Source organism: Streptomyces sp. NBC_00513 (assembly GCF_041431415.1).
Lineage (GTDB): Bacteria > Actinomycetota > Actinomycetes > Streptomycetales > Streptomycetaceae > Streptomyces.
The window spans coordinates 1,725,420-1,741,647 of the sequence record NZ_CP107845.1 but is presented as its reverse complement, the minus strand read 5'-3'; the positions used below and the strand labels follow the sequence as shown (position 1 = coordinate 1,741,647).

General features: G+C 71.6%; 20 protein-coding genes. 15 read left to right on the top strand and 5 right to left on the bottom strand.

Annotated features, from left to right (window positions below; translation table 11 throughout):
- Window positions 1–41 precede the first annotated feature (41 nt).
- The 7 genes from fmt (at window position 42) to OHA84_RS08215 (ending at window position 5,849) form a co-directional block, all read left to right on the top strand.
- Window positions 42–986 (top strand): methionyl-tRNA formyltransferase, encoded by a 945-nt coding sequence (gene fmt / locus OHA84_RS08245; protein ID WP_053676609.1) that lies wholly within the window; start codon window positions 42–44, stop codon window positions 984–986.
- Between the two features lie 61 nt (window positions 987–1,047).
- A complete protein-coding gene (locus OHA84_RS08240) occupies window positions 1,048–2,544 on the top strand; it encodes an RsmB/NOP family class I SAM-dependent RNA methyltransferase (protein WP_371591332.1) in 1,497 nt (498 codons plus the stop codon).
- Between the two features lie 210 nt (window positions 2,545–2,754).
- The gene (gene rpe / locus OHA84_RS08235) at window positions 2,755–3,441 is read left to right on the top strand and encodes a ribulose-phosphate 3-epimerase (protein WP_053676607.1); all 687 of its coding nucleotides are present in this window, start codon (window positions 2,755–2,757) and stop codon (window positions 3,439–3,441) included.
- A 141-nt stretch (window positions 3,442–3,582) separates the two neighbouring features.
- Complete coding sequence (locus OHA84_RS08230; protein ID WP_053676606.1) at window positions 3,583–4,596, top strand: sugar-binding transcriptional regulator; 1,014 nt, start codon at window positions 3,583–3,585, stop codon at window positions 4,594–4,596.
- A gap of 95 nt (window positions 4,597–4,691) precedes the next feature.
- Entirely contained in the window at window positions 4,692–4,913 is a 222-nt protein-coding gene (locus tag OHA84_RS08225) for a CarD family transcriptional regulator (protein ID WP_053676605.1), read from the top strand.
- 49 nt (window positions 4,914–4,962) lie between these two features.
- On the top strand, window positions 4,963–5,424 hold the full coding sequence (locus OHA84_RS08220) for a ribonuclease domain-containing protein (protein WP_053676604.1): 462 nt from the start codon (window positions 4,963–4,965) through the stop codon (window positions 5,422–5,424).
- Window positions 5,421–5,849: a barstar family protein gene (locus tag OHA84_RS08215; RefSeq protein WP_266951437.1), complete on the top strand. Its 429-nt coding sequence runs from the start codon at window positions 5,421–5,423 to the stop codon at window positions 5,847–5,849. The genes OHA84_RS08220 and OHA84_RS08215 overlap by 4 nt, the downstream gene beginning before the upstream one ends.
- 55 nt (window positions 5,850–5,904) lie before the next feature.
- Here the strand turns inward: OHA84_RS08215 and OHA84_RS08210 are convergent, their stop codons facing one another.
- The 5 genes from OHA84_RS08210 to OHA84_RS08190 form a co-directional block, all read right to left on the bottom strand.
- Window positions 5,905–6,396, bottom strand: coding sequence for a group II truncated hemoglobin (locus OHA84_RS08210; RefSeq protein ID WP_323178922.1), 492 nt, complete (start codon window positions 6,394–6,396; stop codon window positions 5,905–5,907).
- Window positions 6,393–6,722 carry a putative quinol monooxygenase gene (locus OHA84_RS08205; RefSeq protein ID WP_078998587.1) on the bottom strand — a complete coding sequence of 110 codons (330 nt, stop codon included), beginning with the start codon at window positions 6,720–6,722 and terminating at the stop codon, window positions 6,393–6,395. Before OHA84_RS08205 ends, OHA84_RS08210 begins: the two co-directional genes overlap by 4 nt.
- Before the next feature lie 77 nt (window positions 6,723–6,799).
- On the bottom strand, window positions 6,800–7,315 hold the full coding sequence (locus OHA84_RS08200; protein WP_053676602.1) for a hypothetical protein: 516 nt from the start codon (window positions 7,313–7,315) through the stop codon (window positions 6,800–6,802).
- A gap of 70 nt (window positions 7,316–7,385) precedes the next feature.
- Window positions 7,386–9,116 (bottom strand): FAD-dependent oxidoreductase, encoded by a 1,731-nt coding sequence (locus OHA84_RS08195; protein WP_078998585.1) that lies wholly within the window; start codon window positions 9,114–9,116, stop codon window positions 7,386–7,388.
- Window positions 9,113–9,385 (bottom strand): UBP-type zinc finger domain-containing protein, encoded by a 273-nt coding sequence (locus tag OHA84_RS08190; protein WP_199826463.1) that lies wholly within the window; start codon window positions 9,383–9,385, stop codon window positions 9,113–9,115. The genes OHA84_RS08195 and OHA84_RS08190 overlap by 4 nt, the downstream gene beginning before the upstream one ends.
- A 299-nt stretch (window positions 9,386–9,684) precedes the next feature.
- Between OHA84_RS08190 and OHA84_RS08185 the strand changes: the two genes are divergently transcribed.
- From OHA84_RS08185 to OHA84_RS08150, 8 genes are all read left to right on the top strand, one after another.
- On the top strand, window positions 9,685–10,509 hold the full coding sequence (locus OHA84_RS08185; RefSeq protein WP_266951440.1) for a type 1 glutamine amidotransferase domain-containing protein: 825 nt from the start codon (window positions 9,685–9,687) through the stop codon (window positions 10,507–10,509).
- Window positions 10,510–10,518: 9 nt separating this feature from the next.
- Window positions 10,519–12,165: a thiamine pyrophosphate-binding protein gene (locus OHA84_RS08180; protein WP_266972390.1), complete on the top strand. Its 1,647-nt coding sequence runs from the start codon at window positions 10,519–10,521 to the stop codon at window positions 12,163–12,165.
- A gap of 62 nt (window positions 12,166–12,227) precedes the next feature.
- On the top strand, window positions 12,228–12,659 hold the full coding sequence (locus OHA84_RS08175; RefSeq protein WP_266951444.1) for a nuclear transport factor 2 family protein: 432 nt from the start codon (window positions 12,228–12,230) through the stop codon (window positions 12,657–12,659).
- Window positions 12,660–12,687: 28 nt separating this feature from the next.
- Complete coding sequence (locus OHA84_RS08170; protein ID WP_053676599.1) at window positions 12,688–13,143, top strand: nuclear transport factor 2 family protein; 456 nt, start codon at window positions 12,688–12,690, stop codon at window positions 13,141–13,143.
- Window positions 13,144–13,155: 12 nt separating this feature from the next.
- Entirely contained in the window at window positions 13,156–13,548 is a 393-nt protein-coding gene (locus OHA84_RS08165; RefSeq protein ID WP_053676598.1) for a nuclear transport factor 2 family protein, read from the top strand.
- Between the two features lie 12 nt (window positions 13,549–13,560).
- Window positions 13,561–15,165: a GMC family oxidoreductase gene (locus tag OHA84_RS08160; protein WP_266972393.1), complete on the top strand. Its 1,605-nt coding sequence runs from the start codon at window positions 13,561–13,563 to the stop codon at window positions 15,163–15,165.
- Window positions 15,158–15,769, top strand: coding sequence for a DJ-1/PfpI family protein (locus OHA84_RS08155; RefSeq protein ID WP_078998584.1), 612 nt, complete (start codon window positions 15,158–15,160; stop codon window positions 15,767–15,769). Before OHA84_RS08160 ends, OHA84_RS08155 begins: the two co-directional genes overlap by 8 nt.
- Complete coding sequence (locus OHA84_RS08150) at window positions 15,769–16,227, top strand: VOC family protein (RefSeq protein ID WP_053676596.1); 459 nt, start codon at window positions 15,769–15,771, stop codon at window positions 16,225–16,227. The genes OHA84_RS08155 and OHA84_RS08150 overlap by 1 nt, the downstream gene beginning before the upstream one ends.
- Window position 16,228: the final 1 nt, after the last annotated feature.

Here is a 16,228-nt window from a genome sequence, read left to right as displayed (position 1 = left end):
CTGGTGTGCTGCTGACAGCCGAGATAGCGAGGTAGTAACCGGTGAAGCTCGTCTTCGCAGGCACCCCCGAGGTCGCCGTGCCCGCCCTGGACGCCCTGATCGCCTCCGGGCGGCACGAGGTCGCCGCCGTCGTCACCCGGCCCGACGCGCCGGCGGGTCGTGGCCGACGCCTCGTCGCGAGCCCCGTCGCCGAGCGCGCCGAGGAGGCGGGTATCGAGGTCCTCAAGCCCACCCGGCCCCGCGACCCCGAGTTCCAGGCCCGGTTGCGCGAGATCGACCCCGACTGCTGCCCGGTCGTCGCCTACGGGGCGCTGTTGCCCAAGAGCGCGCTGGAGATCCCCCGGCGCGGGTGGGTCAACCTGCACTTCTCGCTGCTTCCCGCCTGGCGCGGCGCGGCCCCCGTACAGCAGTCGATCATGGCGGGGGACCAGGTCACCGGCGCGTCCACCTTCCAGATCGAGGAAGGTCTCGACTCCGGCCCGGTCTACGGGATCCTCACCGAGGAGGTCCGGCCGACCGACACCAGCGGCGACCTGCTGACCCGACTCGCCTTCGCCGGAGCCGGTCTGCTGGCGGCCACCATGGACGGGATCGAGGACGGGACGCTGCGCGCCGTCGAGCAGCCGGCCGACGGGATCTCGCACGCGCCCAAGATCACGGTGGAGGACGCCCGGATCGACTGGAAGGCCCCGGCGCTCCGCGCCGACCGGGTGGTGCGCGGCTGCACGCCCGCCCCCGGGGCGTGGACCGTCTTCCGCGGCGAGCGACTCAAGCTGATCTCGGTCGGCCTGGTGCCCGACCGCACGGACCTGGAGCCCGGGGTGCTCGCCCCGGCCAAGAACAACGTGTACGTCGGCACCGGTTCGCACGCCGTGGAGCTGCTCTGGGTGCAGCCGCAGGGCAAGAAGCCGATGAAGGGCGCCGACTGGGCGCGCGGGGTGCGGATCGCGCCCGGCGAGCGCCTCGGTGGAGTCGACGTAGGCTGATCTCCGTCGTCCCCCACCCCCGCAGACCCGTAGCACCTCGTACATCCGGAGCACCTTTCACGTGAGCGAACAGCCTCGCCAGCCTCGTCGTCGACCCGCCGCCACCGGGGGAGGCAAGCCGTCCGGGGCCCAGGGCGGCAAGCCGGGCAAGCCGTACCGGCGTCCGCAGAAGGACCCCGTGCGGATGCTGGCCTTCGAGGCGCTGCGGGCGGTGGGGGAGCGGGACGCGTACGCCAACCTCGTGCTCCCGCCGCTGCTGCGCAAGGCCCGCCAGGACGAGAACTTCCAGGCGCGCGACGCGGCGCTGGCCACCGAGCTGGTGTACGGGACGCTGCGCCGCCAGGGGACGTACGACGCGGTCATCAAGGCCTGCATCGACCGACCGCTGCGGGAGGTGGACCCGCCGGTGCTGGACGTGCTCTCGCTCGGCGCCCACCAACTGCTGGGGACCCGGATCCCGACGCACGCGGCGGTCTCCGCGAGCGTGGAACTGGCGCGGGTGGTGCTCGGCGACGGACGCGCCAAGTTCGTGAACGCCGTCCTGCGCAAGATCGCCGCGCACGACCTGGACGGCTGGCTGGAGAAGGTCGCCCCGCCCTACGAGGACGACGCGGAACAGCACCTGGCGGTGTACCACTCGCACCCGCGCTGGGTCGTCAGCGCGCTGTGGGACGCCCTCGGTGGGGGCCGCGCGGGCATCGAGGACCTCCTGGAGGCCGACAACGAGCGGCCCGAGGTCACCCTGGTGGCGCGGCCCGGGAGGTCCACCACCGAGGAGCTGTTGGAAGCGGTGGGCGAGGACTCGGCGCTGCCCGGGCGCTGGTCGCCGTACGCCGTGCGGATGGCCGAGGGCGGCGAGCCGGGCGCGCTGGAGGCGGTGCGCGACGGGCGGGCCGGCGTGCAGGACGAGGGCAGCCAGCTGGTGGCGATGGCCCTGGCGGCGGCTCCGATCGAGGGCCGCGACGCCCGGTGGCTGGACGGCTGCGCCGGCCCCGGCGGCAAGGCGGCCCTGCTGGCGGCGCTCGCCGCACGGCGGGGCGCGTTCCTGCTGGCCTCCGAGAAGCAGCCGCACCGGGCACGCCTGGTGGAGAACGCGCTGGCCGGCAACCCCGGTCCGTACCAGGTCATCGCCGCCGACGGCACCCGCCCGCCGTGGCTGCCGGGCTCCTTCGACCGGGTCCTGATGGACGTGCCCTGCTCCGGCCTGGGCGCCCTGCGGCGACGCCCCGAGGCCCGCTGGCGGCGACGCCCCGAGGACCTGGACGGCTTCGCGCCGCTCCAGCGCGGTCTGCTCCGGGAGGCGCTCTCGGCGGTCCGCGTCGGCGGCATCGTCGGCTACGCGACCTGCTCCCCGCACCTGGCGGAGACCCGGGTGGTGGTGGACGACGTCCTGAAGGGGCGCGGCGCCGGCGCGTCGCCCGTCTCCGCCGAACTCATCGACGCCAGGCCCTACATGGGCGGCGTTCCGGCCCTGGGGGACGGCCCCGACGTCCAGCTCTGGCCGCATCTGCACGGTACGGACGCCATGTACCTGGCGCTGCTGCGCCGCACGGCCTGAGGGCCGGCCCGCCGCCCCCGGCCGAGTGGGGCGGCGCGGTGGGGCGGTGGCGGGATCCCTCTGCGGCGGCGGTGCGCGCGGAGCGGTCGTGCCGGGGGTGGTGACGAGGGGCGAGTGGGGCGAGGCCCATGATCATCCGCGCGTCCCGCACCGTACGGAGACTTCCGGGGTCATGGCCGGAACCGGGCGGGGGCATGGCAACCTTGGGGCATGGCCGTTCAGATCAATCCCAGCATCCTGTCCGCCGACTTCTCCCGGCTCGCCGAAGAGGCCAGGGCCGTCGAGGGCGCCGACTGGCTGCACGTCGACGTCATGGACAACCATTTCGTCCCGAACCTCACCCTCGGCATGCCGATCGTGGAGTCCCTGAGCCGGGCCTCGGACATCCCGCTCGACCTGCACCTCATGATCGAGGACCCCGACCGCTGGGCGCCGCAGTACGTGGAGGCCGGCGCGGGATCGGTCACCTTCCACGCCGAGGCCGCCGCCGCGCCGGTGCGCCTCGCGCGGGAGATCCGGGCCAAGGGGGCGCGGGCGTCGATGGCGCTCAAGCCGGCCACGCCGATCGAACAGTACGAGGACCTGCTCCCCGAGCTGGACATGGTGCTGATCATGACGGTGGAGCCCGGCTTCGGCGGACAGGCCTTCCTCGACATCATGCTGCCCAAGATCCGGCGTACCCGGGAGCTGATCGCCAAGCACGGGCTGGAGCTCTGGCTCCAGGTCGACGGCGGGGTGTCGGCCTCGACGATCGAGCGGGTCGCCGAGGCGGGCGCGGACGTGTTCGTCGCCGGGAGCGCGGTCTACGGCGCGGTCGACCCGGCCGCCGCCGTGCGGACGCTGCGTGAGCAGGCGAGTGCGGCCATCGCCGCCGCGCCCTGGGGTTGCGACCACTGAGACAAGGCTTGGTGAACAGCTTGGTGAACGGGGGCTGTCCAGGCTGATCAACGGCCGTCGGATCTGACAGGATGAACGGCGAGTCGAGAGTGTGAACACGAGAGTGTGAACAGCAGCAGTGAGGAGAACGCGGTGTCTGCAATGTCGGCGGGACGGTCAGCCCTGCGGATGGGACCCGCGGAGCTGGTGCAGGCGGCGGCCATGGCGCGCCGCTTCTACCTGGAGGGAAAGTCCAAGATCCAGATCGCCGAGGAGTTCGGCGTGAGCCGCTTCAAGGTGGCCCGGGTCCTGGAGACGGCGCTGGAACGCGATCTCGTGCGCATCGAGATCCGGGTCCCGGCCGAGCTGGACGCGGAGCGGTCGGACGCGCTCCGGGCCCGGTACGGGTTGCGCCACGCGGTCGTCGTGGAGTCGCCGGCCGACGCGACCGAGGACGCTCCCGACCCGGAGAACCTCGGCGCGGTCGCGGCCGACCTCCTCGGCGAGCTCGTCAACGAGGGCGACGTACTGGGTCTGGCGTGGGGCAGGTCGACCATTCACATGGCCGCCTCCCTGCACCGCCTGCCTCCCTGCACGGTGGTCCAGCTGACCGGCGTGTACGACGCGGGGACCGCCGAGCGCGGCTCCGTGGAGGCCGTACGCAGGGCCGCGCAGGTCTCCGGCGGCGACGCGCACCCCATCTACGCCCCCATGCTGCTGCCCGACCCGGCGACGGCCGCCGCGCTGCGCGGTCAGACGGGCATCGCGCGCGCCTTCGAGTACTTCGACAAGGTGACCGTCGCGGCCGTCTCCATCGGTTCCTGGGAGACGGGCATCTCCACGGTCCACGACATGCTGACGGACGAGGAACGGGAGCACTACGCCTCCTTGGGCGTCGCCGCCGAGATGTCCGCGCATCTGTTCGACGCCGAGGGTCGTCGGGTCGGACGGGACCTGGGCGAACGGTGCATCACCGTCGAGGCGGATCGACTGCGCCGGATCCCCGAGGTCGTGGCCATCGCGGGCGGGCTGCGCAAGGCCTCCGCGATCGGGGCCGTGCTCCGGTCGGGCCTGGTGACCAGCCTCGTCACGGACACGGCGGTGGCCGACTACCTGCTCACCGAATCCGCGCCGGGGCTGCGGCCGGCGCTGGAGCGGGCCGACCCGGACGACTGACCGGGCCCCGTCGGGGGTCGGTGGTGCGGATGGTGCCGGAATTGAGATCCGAACGGCGGACCGTGAGGCGGCCTGTGGGGCGCATACTGGGTTCAATGACAAAGTCAGCAGTACCTCGCCGCCATTTGCCGTCCAGCCCGTTCAAGGCCCCTGTGGAAGCGCCCTTGCGGCACTTCAACGTGGGCGACCGGGTTACTCACGACGAACACGGTCTCGGCCGTGTCGTCGGTATCGAGGAGGGGATCGCCGTTCTCGTCGACTTCGGGTCGGTCCAGAAACGAATCCTGAGTCCCTACACCAAGATGGCCGCGCTCTGAGGCCACCGGGCGATTCGCGAGCGAATCGGATATTTGGCACGATCGGTGCATGATCTTTCGGAACGTGCCCCGATCGTTGCTGCGTGTGCTGGGGGCGCTGTTCCTCTGTGTCGCGCTGGTCGGTGCGGCGGGCTGCGGCGCGAAGAATCCCGCGCCCACCGCCGCCACGCCTGCCTCCGGCTCGGCTTCCGCCCCCATCGGGGGCGACGCCGCCGTGCCGAAGTGGGCGAAGGGGATGGCCACGGTACGCGCGGACGCGCTGCCGCGGCAGGCGCGTGACGTGCTGGCGCTGATCGACAAGGGCGGGCCGTACCCGTACCGGCAGGACGGGACCGTCTTCGGGAACTTCGAGAAGGCACTGCCCCGGCAGAAGCGCGGTCACTACCACGAGTTCACCGTGACGACACCGGGGGCGCGCGACCGCGGGGCCCGGCGGATCGTGACGGGCGAGGGCGGGGAGTTCTTCTACACGGACGACCATTACGAGACCTTCAAGGCGGTTCTCCGATGACCCTCGAAGCGCAGCCGCTGGGCCCGGCACTCGCCGCCGCGAGGAAGGCGGGGTGGACGACCCTGGACCTGGACCTGGACGGGGTGCGGAGCAAGGCCGAGCTGATGCGGCGCCTCGGCGAGACGCTGCGGGTCCCCGAGTGGTTCGGCGGCAACTGGGACGCTCTGGCGGACGCGCTGATCGACCTGTCGTGGCTGCCGGCGGCGCCGGGACGGCTGCTCGCGGTGACCTCCTGGCGCGGGTACGAGCGGGCCCGACCGGGTGACTGGGAGACCCTGCGCGAGATCCTGGAGGAGGCCGCGGACTTCTGGGCGCGGGACGACGAGGGACCGCCGACCCCGCTGACCGTGTTGCTGGCGGACGGGCCGGCGGCGGATGGCGGGGACTCGCCCCGGCCGCCGCGCCGCGGCCCTCGGCGGGACTGAACCGGCGGGACTGAACCGGCGGGGCGGGAAGGTGGGGGCCGGGGCCCCCACCGGGTCACGGGGTCTTGGGCGGCTTGGGGACCCACGGCGGGGTCTGGCCCCAGGACCAGACCGGGATGTCGGCCGCGTCGACCGGCGGGGGATTGGCGCCCGAGTAGATCAGCGCCATCCGGGTCCCCCATTCGATGTAGTAGACGAAGACCGCCCGGAACTCGGGGTCCGTCGGGAGCTCGACCTCGTCGGCGGTGTCGAGCAGCAGGTCCACCCAGCGGCGGCGCTGCTTCTCGGTGATGCCTCGGCCCAGGTGCTTGGTGGCCATGTGCCGGTGGCCGCCGTGGTGGGCGGTGTAGTCCTTCGGGCCGCCGAAGACCTCCGACAGCCAGACGGCGACGTGCCGGGGATGCTCCGCGTCCATGCCGGCGAAGACCGGGGCGAGGATCTCGTCGCGCAGCGCGTGTCCGTAGAAGGTGTCGGCGAGGCGGTTCATCGCCTCCTCGCCGCCCATCCACTCGTAGATGGTGGGGGTGGTGTCGGGCGAGGCGCTCATGACCGGGAGGCGGCCTTCCCCGGGCCGACCACGTCGGTCACCCGGTAGTGCTTCATTTCCTCGATGTTGCTCACGTACGGGCGGATCGCGCTGAAGAACGCCGGGAACTGCTCGCCCTTGCGGAAGCCCTCCAGGTGGTCCGCGACCGAGGTCCAGCGGATGCGGAGGATGTAGCGCTCGGCCTCCTCCTCGCTGTGGGCCAGCTCGTAGTCGATGCACTCGGGCGAGGCGGCGAGCGACTCGGCGGCCCGGGCGTACGCCGCCTCGAACTCCTGCTGATCGCCCGGGGCGATCCGGTAGCGGATGTATTCGACGGTGGTGGTCATGGTGTGCGTGCCTCTCCCTGGGTTCAGGTGGTCCCGGCCAGCCTTCCGCGATCTTGCGTTCCCGGCGACGTTTTCGGCTATTCGGACCCGGACTTCTTGATGTTGGAGTCCGTGTCCGCGTCGAGGTCGGGGCCCTGGGAGCGGACCTGTCGGACCTTGTCGAGGGAGTCGCGGAGCTCGGTGAGCCACGCGTCGGTGTTGCGCTCGACCAGGCGTACGCACCAGGCGAGGGCGTCGGCCCGGCTGCGCGCGACGCCGCCGGCCACCAGGGTGTCGAGGACCTGGCGTTCGCTCTGGCGGAGCCGGGTCATCACGGGCACCGCGAGGTGGGTGAAGACGGTGGTCTCCGCGCCGGAGCGGACGCCCCAGGCGACCTTGCGGCGGTAGAGCTCCTCCGCCTCGCGGGCGACCTCGACGCGCTGCTCGCGGGTGCGTTCGCGGAAGTCCGCAGCCGATTCGTTCGCCGGCGCGGTCCCGATGACCGTGATCTCCTCGCGGTCGACGGTGACCGACACCAGCGACGCGTAGACGTCCACCGGCAGGCGGTCCGAGAACCAGGTGCGGAGCTGTGTCTGTTGCTCGGCTGTAATCATGTAATCAACGTTGCATCCGTTGCCCGCTTGATCGCAAGCGTCCGGCGGGCAACGGAGGCCGTGTTCGCTCTCAGCCCATCGAGCGGTAGCGGTGGATCAGGGAGACCGCCATCGCCCCCTCGCCCACCCCCGACGCGACCCGCTTGACGGAGTGGGCGCGCACGTCGCCCGCCGCGAAGACCCCCGGCACGCTCGTCTCCAGGGGGTAGGGCGCGCGTTCCAGGCTCCACTCCTGCGGGAGCTCCCCGCCGTTGGCGATCAGGTCGGAACCGGTCAGGACGAAGCCGTACTCGTCGCGCTCCACCACCCCCGCCAGCCAGTCCGTGTGCGGGCGGGCGCCGATGAAGGTGAACATGAAACGGGCCGGCACCTCCTTGTCCTCGCCGGTCTCCGCGTCGTGCAGCGTCAGCCGCTCCAGGTGCTCGTCACCGTCCAGCGAGACCACCGTCGTCCGCACCCGGACCTCGATGTTGGGGGTCCGCTCGATCTCGTCGATCAGGTAGCGGGACATGCTGTCGTCGAGCGAGGCCGCCCGGACCAGGATCGTCACCCGGGCCGCGTACTTGGCGAAGTGCACCGCCGCCTGCCCGGCCGAGTTCGCGCCGCCCACGATGAACACGTGCTGCGAGATGCAGGCCGAACTCTCCGTGGTCGCCGCTCCGTAGTACAGACCGGCGCCCTCGAAACGGTCCGCGCCGGGGGCCTGGAGCCGGTTGTACGAGACCCCGGTCGCGAGCAGCACCGTCTCCGCGCTGATCTCCGTGCCGTCCGCCAGGGTCAGGATCTTCGCCGGGTCGTCCCGGGTCAGCGAGACCACCTCCACCGGGTGCAGGATCTCGGCGCCGAAGCGCGAGGCCTGGATGGTCGCCCGGCGGGTCAGGTCCCCGCCCGAGAGGCCCGAGGGGAAACCCAGGTAGTTCTCGATCAGGCTGGAGGTGCCCGCCTGGCCGCCCGGGGCACGGGAGTCCAGCATCAGGGTGGACAGGCCCTCGGACGCCGAGTAGACCCCGGCCGCCAGCCCCGCCGGGCCCGCGCCGACGATCACGCACTCGTAGTGCGGGCGGGAGGCGGTGGTGGCCAGGCCCAGCCGCTGGGCGAGTTGGGTGTCGGTCGGAGCGGAGAGCACCGTCCCGTCCGGGAACCGGACCAGGGGGAGCGCCGCGTCGGCGTGCGCGGAGGCGATCACGGTCAGCGCCTCGGGGTCCCGCTCCACGTTCAGGAAGCGGAACGGCTGCCCGTTGCGGGTGAAGAAGTCCCGGACGGCGTGCGTGCCGGGGGAGACCAGGTGGCCGGCGACGATGATCCCGTCGTACGCGGGCCGGTAGTTGGCGAGCCAGTCCGAGAGCAGGTCGTCCAGGACGGGGAAGAGCCGCTCGTGGGGCGGGTCCCACGGCTTGAGCAGGTAGTAGTCCAGCCGGACCCGGTTGATGGCGGTGATCGCCGCGTCGGTCTCCGCGTACGCCGTCAGCAGGACCCGGCGGGCGTCGGGGAAGCGGCTGACCGCCTCCAACAGGAACTCGACCCCCGTGACGTCCGGCATCCGCTGGTCGACGAGGAAGAGCGCCGGGTCGTGACCGCGTTCGTCGAGGGAGTCCAGGATCTTCAACGCGTCGGCGGCGGAGGAGGCGCCGAGCACCCGGTACCGGTCGCCGTAGGCGCTGCGCAGGTCCCGACGGACGGCGCGCAGGACCTGCGGGTCGTCGTCCACGGCCAGGATGACGGGCTTGCGGTTCTCGGTGCGTTCGGCGGCGGTGCCGCTCCCCGCGGGGGCGACGCGGGCCCCCTCCCGGGCCGCGCTCACGCCGGGTCCAACATCAGCTGGTCCGCGTAGCACCAGGCCCAGTCCTCACCGGGCTCGTGGGAGGCCGCGATGGGGTGCTCCGTGGTGCGGTAGTGCCGGGTGGCGTGACGGTTCTTCGAGGAGTCGCAGCAGCCCACGTGCCCGCAGCTGAGGCACATCCGCAGGTGCACCCAGCCGTCCCCCAGGACCAGGCACTCCTCGCAGCCCTCGGTGCCGGGTTTCACCGGACGTATCCGGTCGACGTGTGTGCACAACAGGTCCATGGTCATCGTCCCCGTCCCTCTCCTCGCGCGCTCGTCCCGATCGCGTGCGGTTGTGGTGCCGCTCATCGCGCCAGTGATTCACGGCGCGTCCAGACCATAAGTCGGGCCTTCGGGAATGGTTCACCGATTCGGCCGAGGTCATGAAGTGTCGGGGCTACTTCATGACCTCGCGAGATGACTACGTGAGGTGTCGGGCCGGGCTGCCCTTCTACCTCACGAAGTCGCACACGGGCGCTTTGACGCAGGCCCCGGGCGGAAGCAGTGTGGGGGACGCCAACGACAACAGGCGGCGCCTGGAGGAATCCGTGAGCAGAAAGATTCTGGTCATTGTCTCCGAACACGGTTACTGGGCCGAGGAATTGATCGGGCCCGTATCGAAGTTCGACGAGCGGGGCTACGAAGTCGTATTCGCCACACCCACCGGAAAGCGGGCGCACGCCCTCCCGCCGAGCCTCGACGCGCACTACGTCGACCCACCGCTGGGCCGTTCGGTGACCACCGAGGAGAACGCCCGGCTCGGCCGCGAGTTCGAGCAGTCGAGCCGACTGGACTCGCCGATCGACATCGAGGCCTGGGCCCCCGAGCGCCCGTACACCAGCGACGCGGACTACCTGCCCCGGCTGGAGCAGTACCACCGCGATCTGGACCGACTCCAGGAGGAGATCGCCGGATTCGACGCGATCCTCGTGGTGGGAGGCAGCGGGCCGATCGCGGACCTCGCCAACAACGAACGCGTACACGCCCTGATCCTGGCCTTCAAGAACGCCGGCAAGGTCGTGGCCGCCGAGTGCTACGGGGTCGCCTGCCTGGCCTTCGCCCGCGACTGGGGCGACCGCGAGAGCATCATCCGGGGCAAGCACGTGACCGGCCACTGCAAGGAATACGACTACAAGGACGGCACCGGATTCCTCGGCACCGACTTCAACATGGGGCCGCCGCCGTACCCGCTCGAATACATCCTGCGCGATGCCACCGGTCCGGACGGCGCGTACCACGGGAATTTCGGCCACCCCCTGTCGGTGATCGTCGACTACCCGTTCGTGACGGGTCGTTCCACCCCCGATTCCTATTTGACGGGGCAGAAGATCGTGGAAGTGCTGGAGGACGGTCTCACCCGTTACGGGTGGTAGGGGGAATTCATGGAAGCCACTCCCGGACGGGAAAGGCTGATCGAGCAGTTCAAGGCCGACGGTCTGCACGTGATGTTCGGAAATCCGGGGACGGTGGAACAGGGGTTCCTCGACGCGGTCGACGCGGCGGCGGACTTCCATTACGTCCTCGCCCTCCAGGAGACCGTGGCGGCCGGCATCGCCGACGGCTACGCCCGCGCCACCGGCGGTGCGGCGCTGCTCCAGCTGCACTCCGGCGTGGGCCTGGGCAACGGCATCGGCATGCTGTACCAGTCGCTGCGCGGCCACACCCCGCTCGTCGTCGTCGCCGGTGACGCCGGGGTCCGCTACGACGCCATGGACGCGCAGATGGCCTGCGACCTGGTGGCGATGGCGAGGCCGGTCACCAAGTACGCGACCCGGGTCACCGACCCGCGGTCCGTGCTGCGCACCGTACGACGGGCCGTCAAGATCGCCCTGACCCCGCCGCGCGGACCGGTGTTCGTGGCCCTGCCCATGGACGTGCTGGACGAGCTCAACTCCGAGCCCGTGCTGCCCACTTCGGTGCCGCTCACCGACGTGGCGCCCTCACCGGCCTCGGTGGGGCGGGCGGCCGAACTCCTCGCCGCCGCCGAGCGGCCGGTCGTCCTGATCGGGGACGGGGTGGCCCTCTCCGGGGCGCAGGCCGAACTCGTCGCGGTGGCCGAGCTGTTGGGCGCCGACGTGTACGAGGTCGACTCCTCCGAGGTGAACATCGCGGCCTCCCACCCGCTGCGCCGCGGCCAGACGGGCCACATGTTCGGCCCGCACAGCAAGGAGCTGATCGGCGGCGCGGACGGGGTGCTGATCGTCGGCACCTATGTCTTCCCGGAGGTGTTCCCCGAGCTGGAGAGCCCCTTCCGGGCGGGCGCGAAGGTCGTGCACATCGACCTCGACGCCTACGAGATCGCCAAGAACCACCCGGTGGACCTCGGCCTCGCCGCCGACCCCAAGGAGGCGCTGCGCGCGCTGGCGGGCGTACTGCGACAGCGGCAGACCACCCGGCAGCGCGCGGCCGCGGCGGCCCGGCTGGACGCGCGGGCCCGCGAGCGGGCCCGCGCCGCCCTCGACGGCGGGCGGAGCGACGACGGCGGCACGCCGATGGCCGTCTTCCTGCGGACCCTCGCCGAGCGGACCGGGGGCGACCTCATCGTCTTCGACGAGGCGCTGACCACCTCGCCGCTGGTCACGAGGTACCTGCCGGCGGAGCGGCCGGGCGACTACCACCTCACCCGGGGCGGTTCGCTCGGGGTGGGCCTCCCGGGGGCGGTCGGGGCCAAGCTGGCCCGCCCGGACCGGCTCGTCGTCGGCTTCGCCGGGGACGGCGGCTCGATGTACACGTACCAGGCGCTGTGGACCGCCGTCCGGCACGGGATCGACGCCAAGTTCGTGGTCTGCAACAACCGCAAGTACCGGCTGCTCGACGACAACATCACCCGGTACTGGCAGGAGCGGGACATCGCCGAGCACGCCTTCCCGGGCTCCTTCGACCTCTCCCACCCCGAGATCGACTTCGCCGGCCTGGCGCGGGCCCTCGGCGCGGACGGGACGCGGGTGGAGAAGCCGGACGAGGCGGTCACCGCCGTCACCAGGATGCTGGCCCACCCCGGCCCGTACCTCGTCGACATCCAGATCTGAGTCCCCGCACCACCTCATCTGAGTCCCGCACCACCTCACCGGCACGGACAGGAGGAGACCGCATGCCCGCCGAACGGCTGACCGAGGACGCGATCCGCAGCTTCACCGAGGACTGGTACGTGGCACTGGACCAGCACCTTCCGCCGGCCCGGGTGCTCGCCCTCGTCACGGAGGACCTGGAGTTCAAGGTGCCCGAGGACACCTTCCTCGGGCACGAGGGCTTCGGCCGCTGGTACGCGGCCGTCACCCACCGGTTCTTCGACGAGGTCCACACCGTCACCAAGGTCGAGCCCGTCATCGAGGGCGACCGGGCGATCGTCCGGGTCCTCGTGAACTGGCAGGCCAAGATCTGGGACCCGCCGGCCGCCCGCAGCCAGTGGCTCGGCTTCGACGCCGACCAGACCTGGACCCTGGTGGCAGGCCCGGACGGGCCGCTGATCAAGCAGTACACCGTCAACGAGCTGGCGCCGATGCCCGGTTCCGGCGCCCTGTGAGCGCCGGCGACCGCGAGGAGGAGCGGCGATGACCGAAGTGACACGGGAGCGGGTCGAGGCGGCCTACCGGGCCCTGGGCTCCGGGGACCGGGCGCGCGTCCTGGAGTACTACTCCGAGGACCTGCGCTGGCTGGTGCCGGGCAACCACCCGCTGGCCGGCTGGTACGAGAGCCTCGACGCCTTCCTGGAGCTGATGGGGCAGACCCACAAGCTCACCGGCGGCACCTTCCGGATGGACGTCCAGGCGGTGCTCGTCGGCGAGGACTGCAGCGCCGACGTGTGCCGCAACGTCGCCCTGCGGGACGGCGCGGACCCGGCGAGCACGTCCCCGTACGAGCGGATGGACTACCCGGTCTTTCACTTCATGCGGTGGCGCGACGGCCGGATCGTCGAGGGCCGCGACGGGCTCTTCGGCGACACGGCTTCCGCGTTCAGCCAGTTCTGGGCGCCGTTCGCACCGGACGGAACCCGCAGGGACCGATAGGGGAGGAGCGCGATGAGCGCGTCGGACGCACGAGAGAGCTCGACCGAGATCCTTCGGAAGTACTACGAGTACGCCAATGCCGGTGACTGGGACCGCTGGTGCGACCTGTTCGCCGACGACCAGGTCATGGACGAGCAGCTCGCCGGCCACATCGAGGGCCTGGAGACCCTGCGCTCGATGATGAAGGGCATGGGGACGATGTACCGGGTCTTCCGGAACGAGCCCGTGCACTTCCTCGTCGACGGGGAGAAGGCCGCGGCCGTGTCCCACCTGACCGCCGTCGCGGCGAACGGCGGGGCCATCGAGGCCGAGGTCATGAACTTCTTCCGGATCGTGGACGGAAAGATCGCCTACATGGCGAACCACCACGACACGGTCCCCTTCCAAGTCCTGAGCCGGGACTGAGGGGGCCCCGCGATGACCGTGGACGCATACGACTACATCGTGGTCGGCGCCGGCACCGCCGGCAGCGTGCTCGCCAACCGGCTCTCCGAGGACCCCGACGTCACCGTCCTCGTCCTGGAGGCCGGAGGCCCGCGCATCCCGCCCGAGGTGGACGACCCCTCCTCCTGGTACAAGCTGCTCGGCGGACCCCTCGACTGGGGGTACACCAGCGTCCCGCAGCCCGGACTCGACGGCCGCCGTACCTACGAACCCCGCGGCAAGGCCCCCGGCGGCAGCAGCAACCTCTACATCATGATGCACGTCCGGGGCCACGCCTCGGACTTCGACAACTGGGCCTACCAGGGCGCGGCCGGCTGGTCGTACGAGGACGTACTGCCCTGGTTCGCCCGGCTGGAGGGACAGGAGGACGCCACCGCGGCGACCACCGGCACCCGGGGCCCCCAGCGGATCACGCACGCCGGCCGGCACCACCCCAACCCGACCTCCCGCGCCTTCATCGACGCGGCCGTGGAACTCGGCCACGAGGAGATCGCCGACTTCAACACCGACGGCCCCCGGCGCGGACTGTTCGGCACCGGCTGGCACCACATCGACGTGGCCGACGGCCGCCGGCAGGGCGCCCTCGCCGCCTACCTCGAACCGGCGCTCGACCGCCCCAACCTGACCCTGCGCACCCATGCGCAGAGCACCCGGCTGCTGTTCGACGGGAACACCTGCACGGGCGTGGAGTACACCCGCCTCGCCCCGCCCGCGGAGTTCCCCGGCCGCACCGTCCGCGACGGCCACGGCGACTCCGGCTCGCCCGGGACACACACCGCACGCGCCCGCCGGGAGGTCGTCGTGGCGGCGGGGGCCATCGAGTCCCCGAAACTGCTGCTGCTCTCCGGCATCGGGCACCCGGAGCAACTGCGCGCCCACGGCATCGAGGTCACCGCGGCCCTGCCCGGCGTCGGGGAGAACTTCCACAACCACGTGCTGACCGGGCTGATGGCCGAGGTCACCCAGCCGCTCCCGGCGCCGACACAAAACCTCTCCGAGAGCGCTCTGTTCCTGTCCTCGCGGCCCGGCCTGCCCGCCCCCGACCTGCAGATCGCCTTCGTCCACGTGCCGTTCGACGTGATCGTCGGCCAGGACCACCCGAACACGGTCAGCATCCTGCCGGGCGTCGTACGCCCCGTCTCGCGCGGCTGGATCAGGCTGGCGAGCGCCGACCCGCTGGCCCACCCGCTGATCGACCCGAACTACCTGGGCGACCGCTGGGACCTGGAACGGATGGTGCAGGGCGTCAAGATCGCCCGGGAGCTCTTCGCGACCTCCGCCTTCTCGCCCTGGTACAAGCAGGAACTCCAGCCCGGTCCCGGCTTCGTGAGCGACGAGGACCTGCGGACCTTCGTGAAGCGGAAGTCCGAGAGCTACCACCACCAGGCCGGCTCCTGCCGCATGGGCATCGACGACCTCTCCGTCGTCGACCCCGAGCTGCGGGTGCACGGCGTGCGCAACCTGCGCGTCGTCGACGCGAGCGTGATGCCCGCCGTCCCGTCGGGCAACTGCCACACCGCCATCGCGATGATCGCCGAGCGCGCGGCGGACTTCCTCAAGGGAGAGTCCCGTGCCTGACGCCGTACCGCGCGAGGGAGCGCTGTCCGGGACCCGGATCGCGGTCCTGGTCGAGAGCGACTTCTACGAACCGGAGATCTTCTACTACCGACACCGCTTCGCCGAGGAGGGCGCCGAGGTCGACTTCCTGACCCGGCTCTGGGGCAACGACTCCCTCACCTTCACCGGGCACGAGTACCGGGCGCCGTTCACCGCCGACCGCTCCCTGGAGGGGCTGACCGACGAGGAACTGCGCCGGTACGCGGCGATCATCGTGCCCTCGGGCATGGTGGCCGACCGGCTGCGCTACACCGAGGACGTGGACGTGCTCGCGCCGGCGACGGAGCTGCTGCGCAGGGCCTTCGAGGAACCGACGGTCCTCAAGGGGATCATCTGCCACGGCATGTGGCTGGCCGCCTCGATCCCGGACAAGATCCGCGGTCGCAAGGTCGTCTGCCACAACAACCTCGTCGGTGACGTCCGGAACATGGGCGCCCAGTACGTGGACGAGGACGTGGTCGTCGACGGCGACCTGGTCACCGGCCGCACCGGCGCCCACCACCACCTCTTCGCCCGGCGGATCATCGAGCTGATCGCGGCCGGCCGCGGCCGGGGCGCCGACTGATGGCGGCCGTGGTCTGGTCGCACGTCGGCCTCAACTGCGCCGACCAGAAGGCCACCGAGGAGTTCTACACCCGGTACTTCGGCTTCCGGCGGGCCCGCGTGGTCGACCTCGGAGAGTCGACGATCGTCTTCCTGCGCCAGGGGGACGCGTACCTGGAACTCTTCGCGGCCGGCACGGAGCCGGCGATCCCCGCCCACGACGACGGGCCCCAGGCGCCCGGGCGGCTGCGTCACCTGGCCTTCCAGACCGACGACGTGGACGCGTTCCTGGCGGAGCTGGGGGACGCGGCCGAAGTGACCCTGGGACCAATGGACTTCGACGACTTCATCCACGGCTGGCGGACCGTGTGGGTCCGCGACCCCGACGGGGTGATCGTCGAGGTCAGCCAGGGATACGAGGACGAGCACGGCACGCCGCGACAGCCCGGTGGGCCCTTCAACGAAACGGACGGTGCATGAC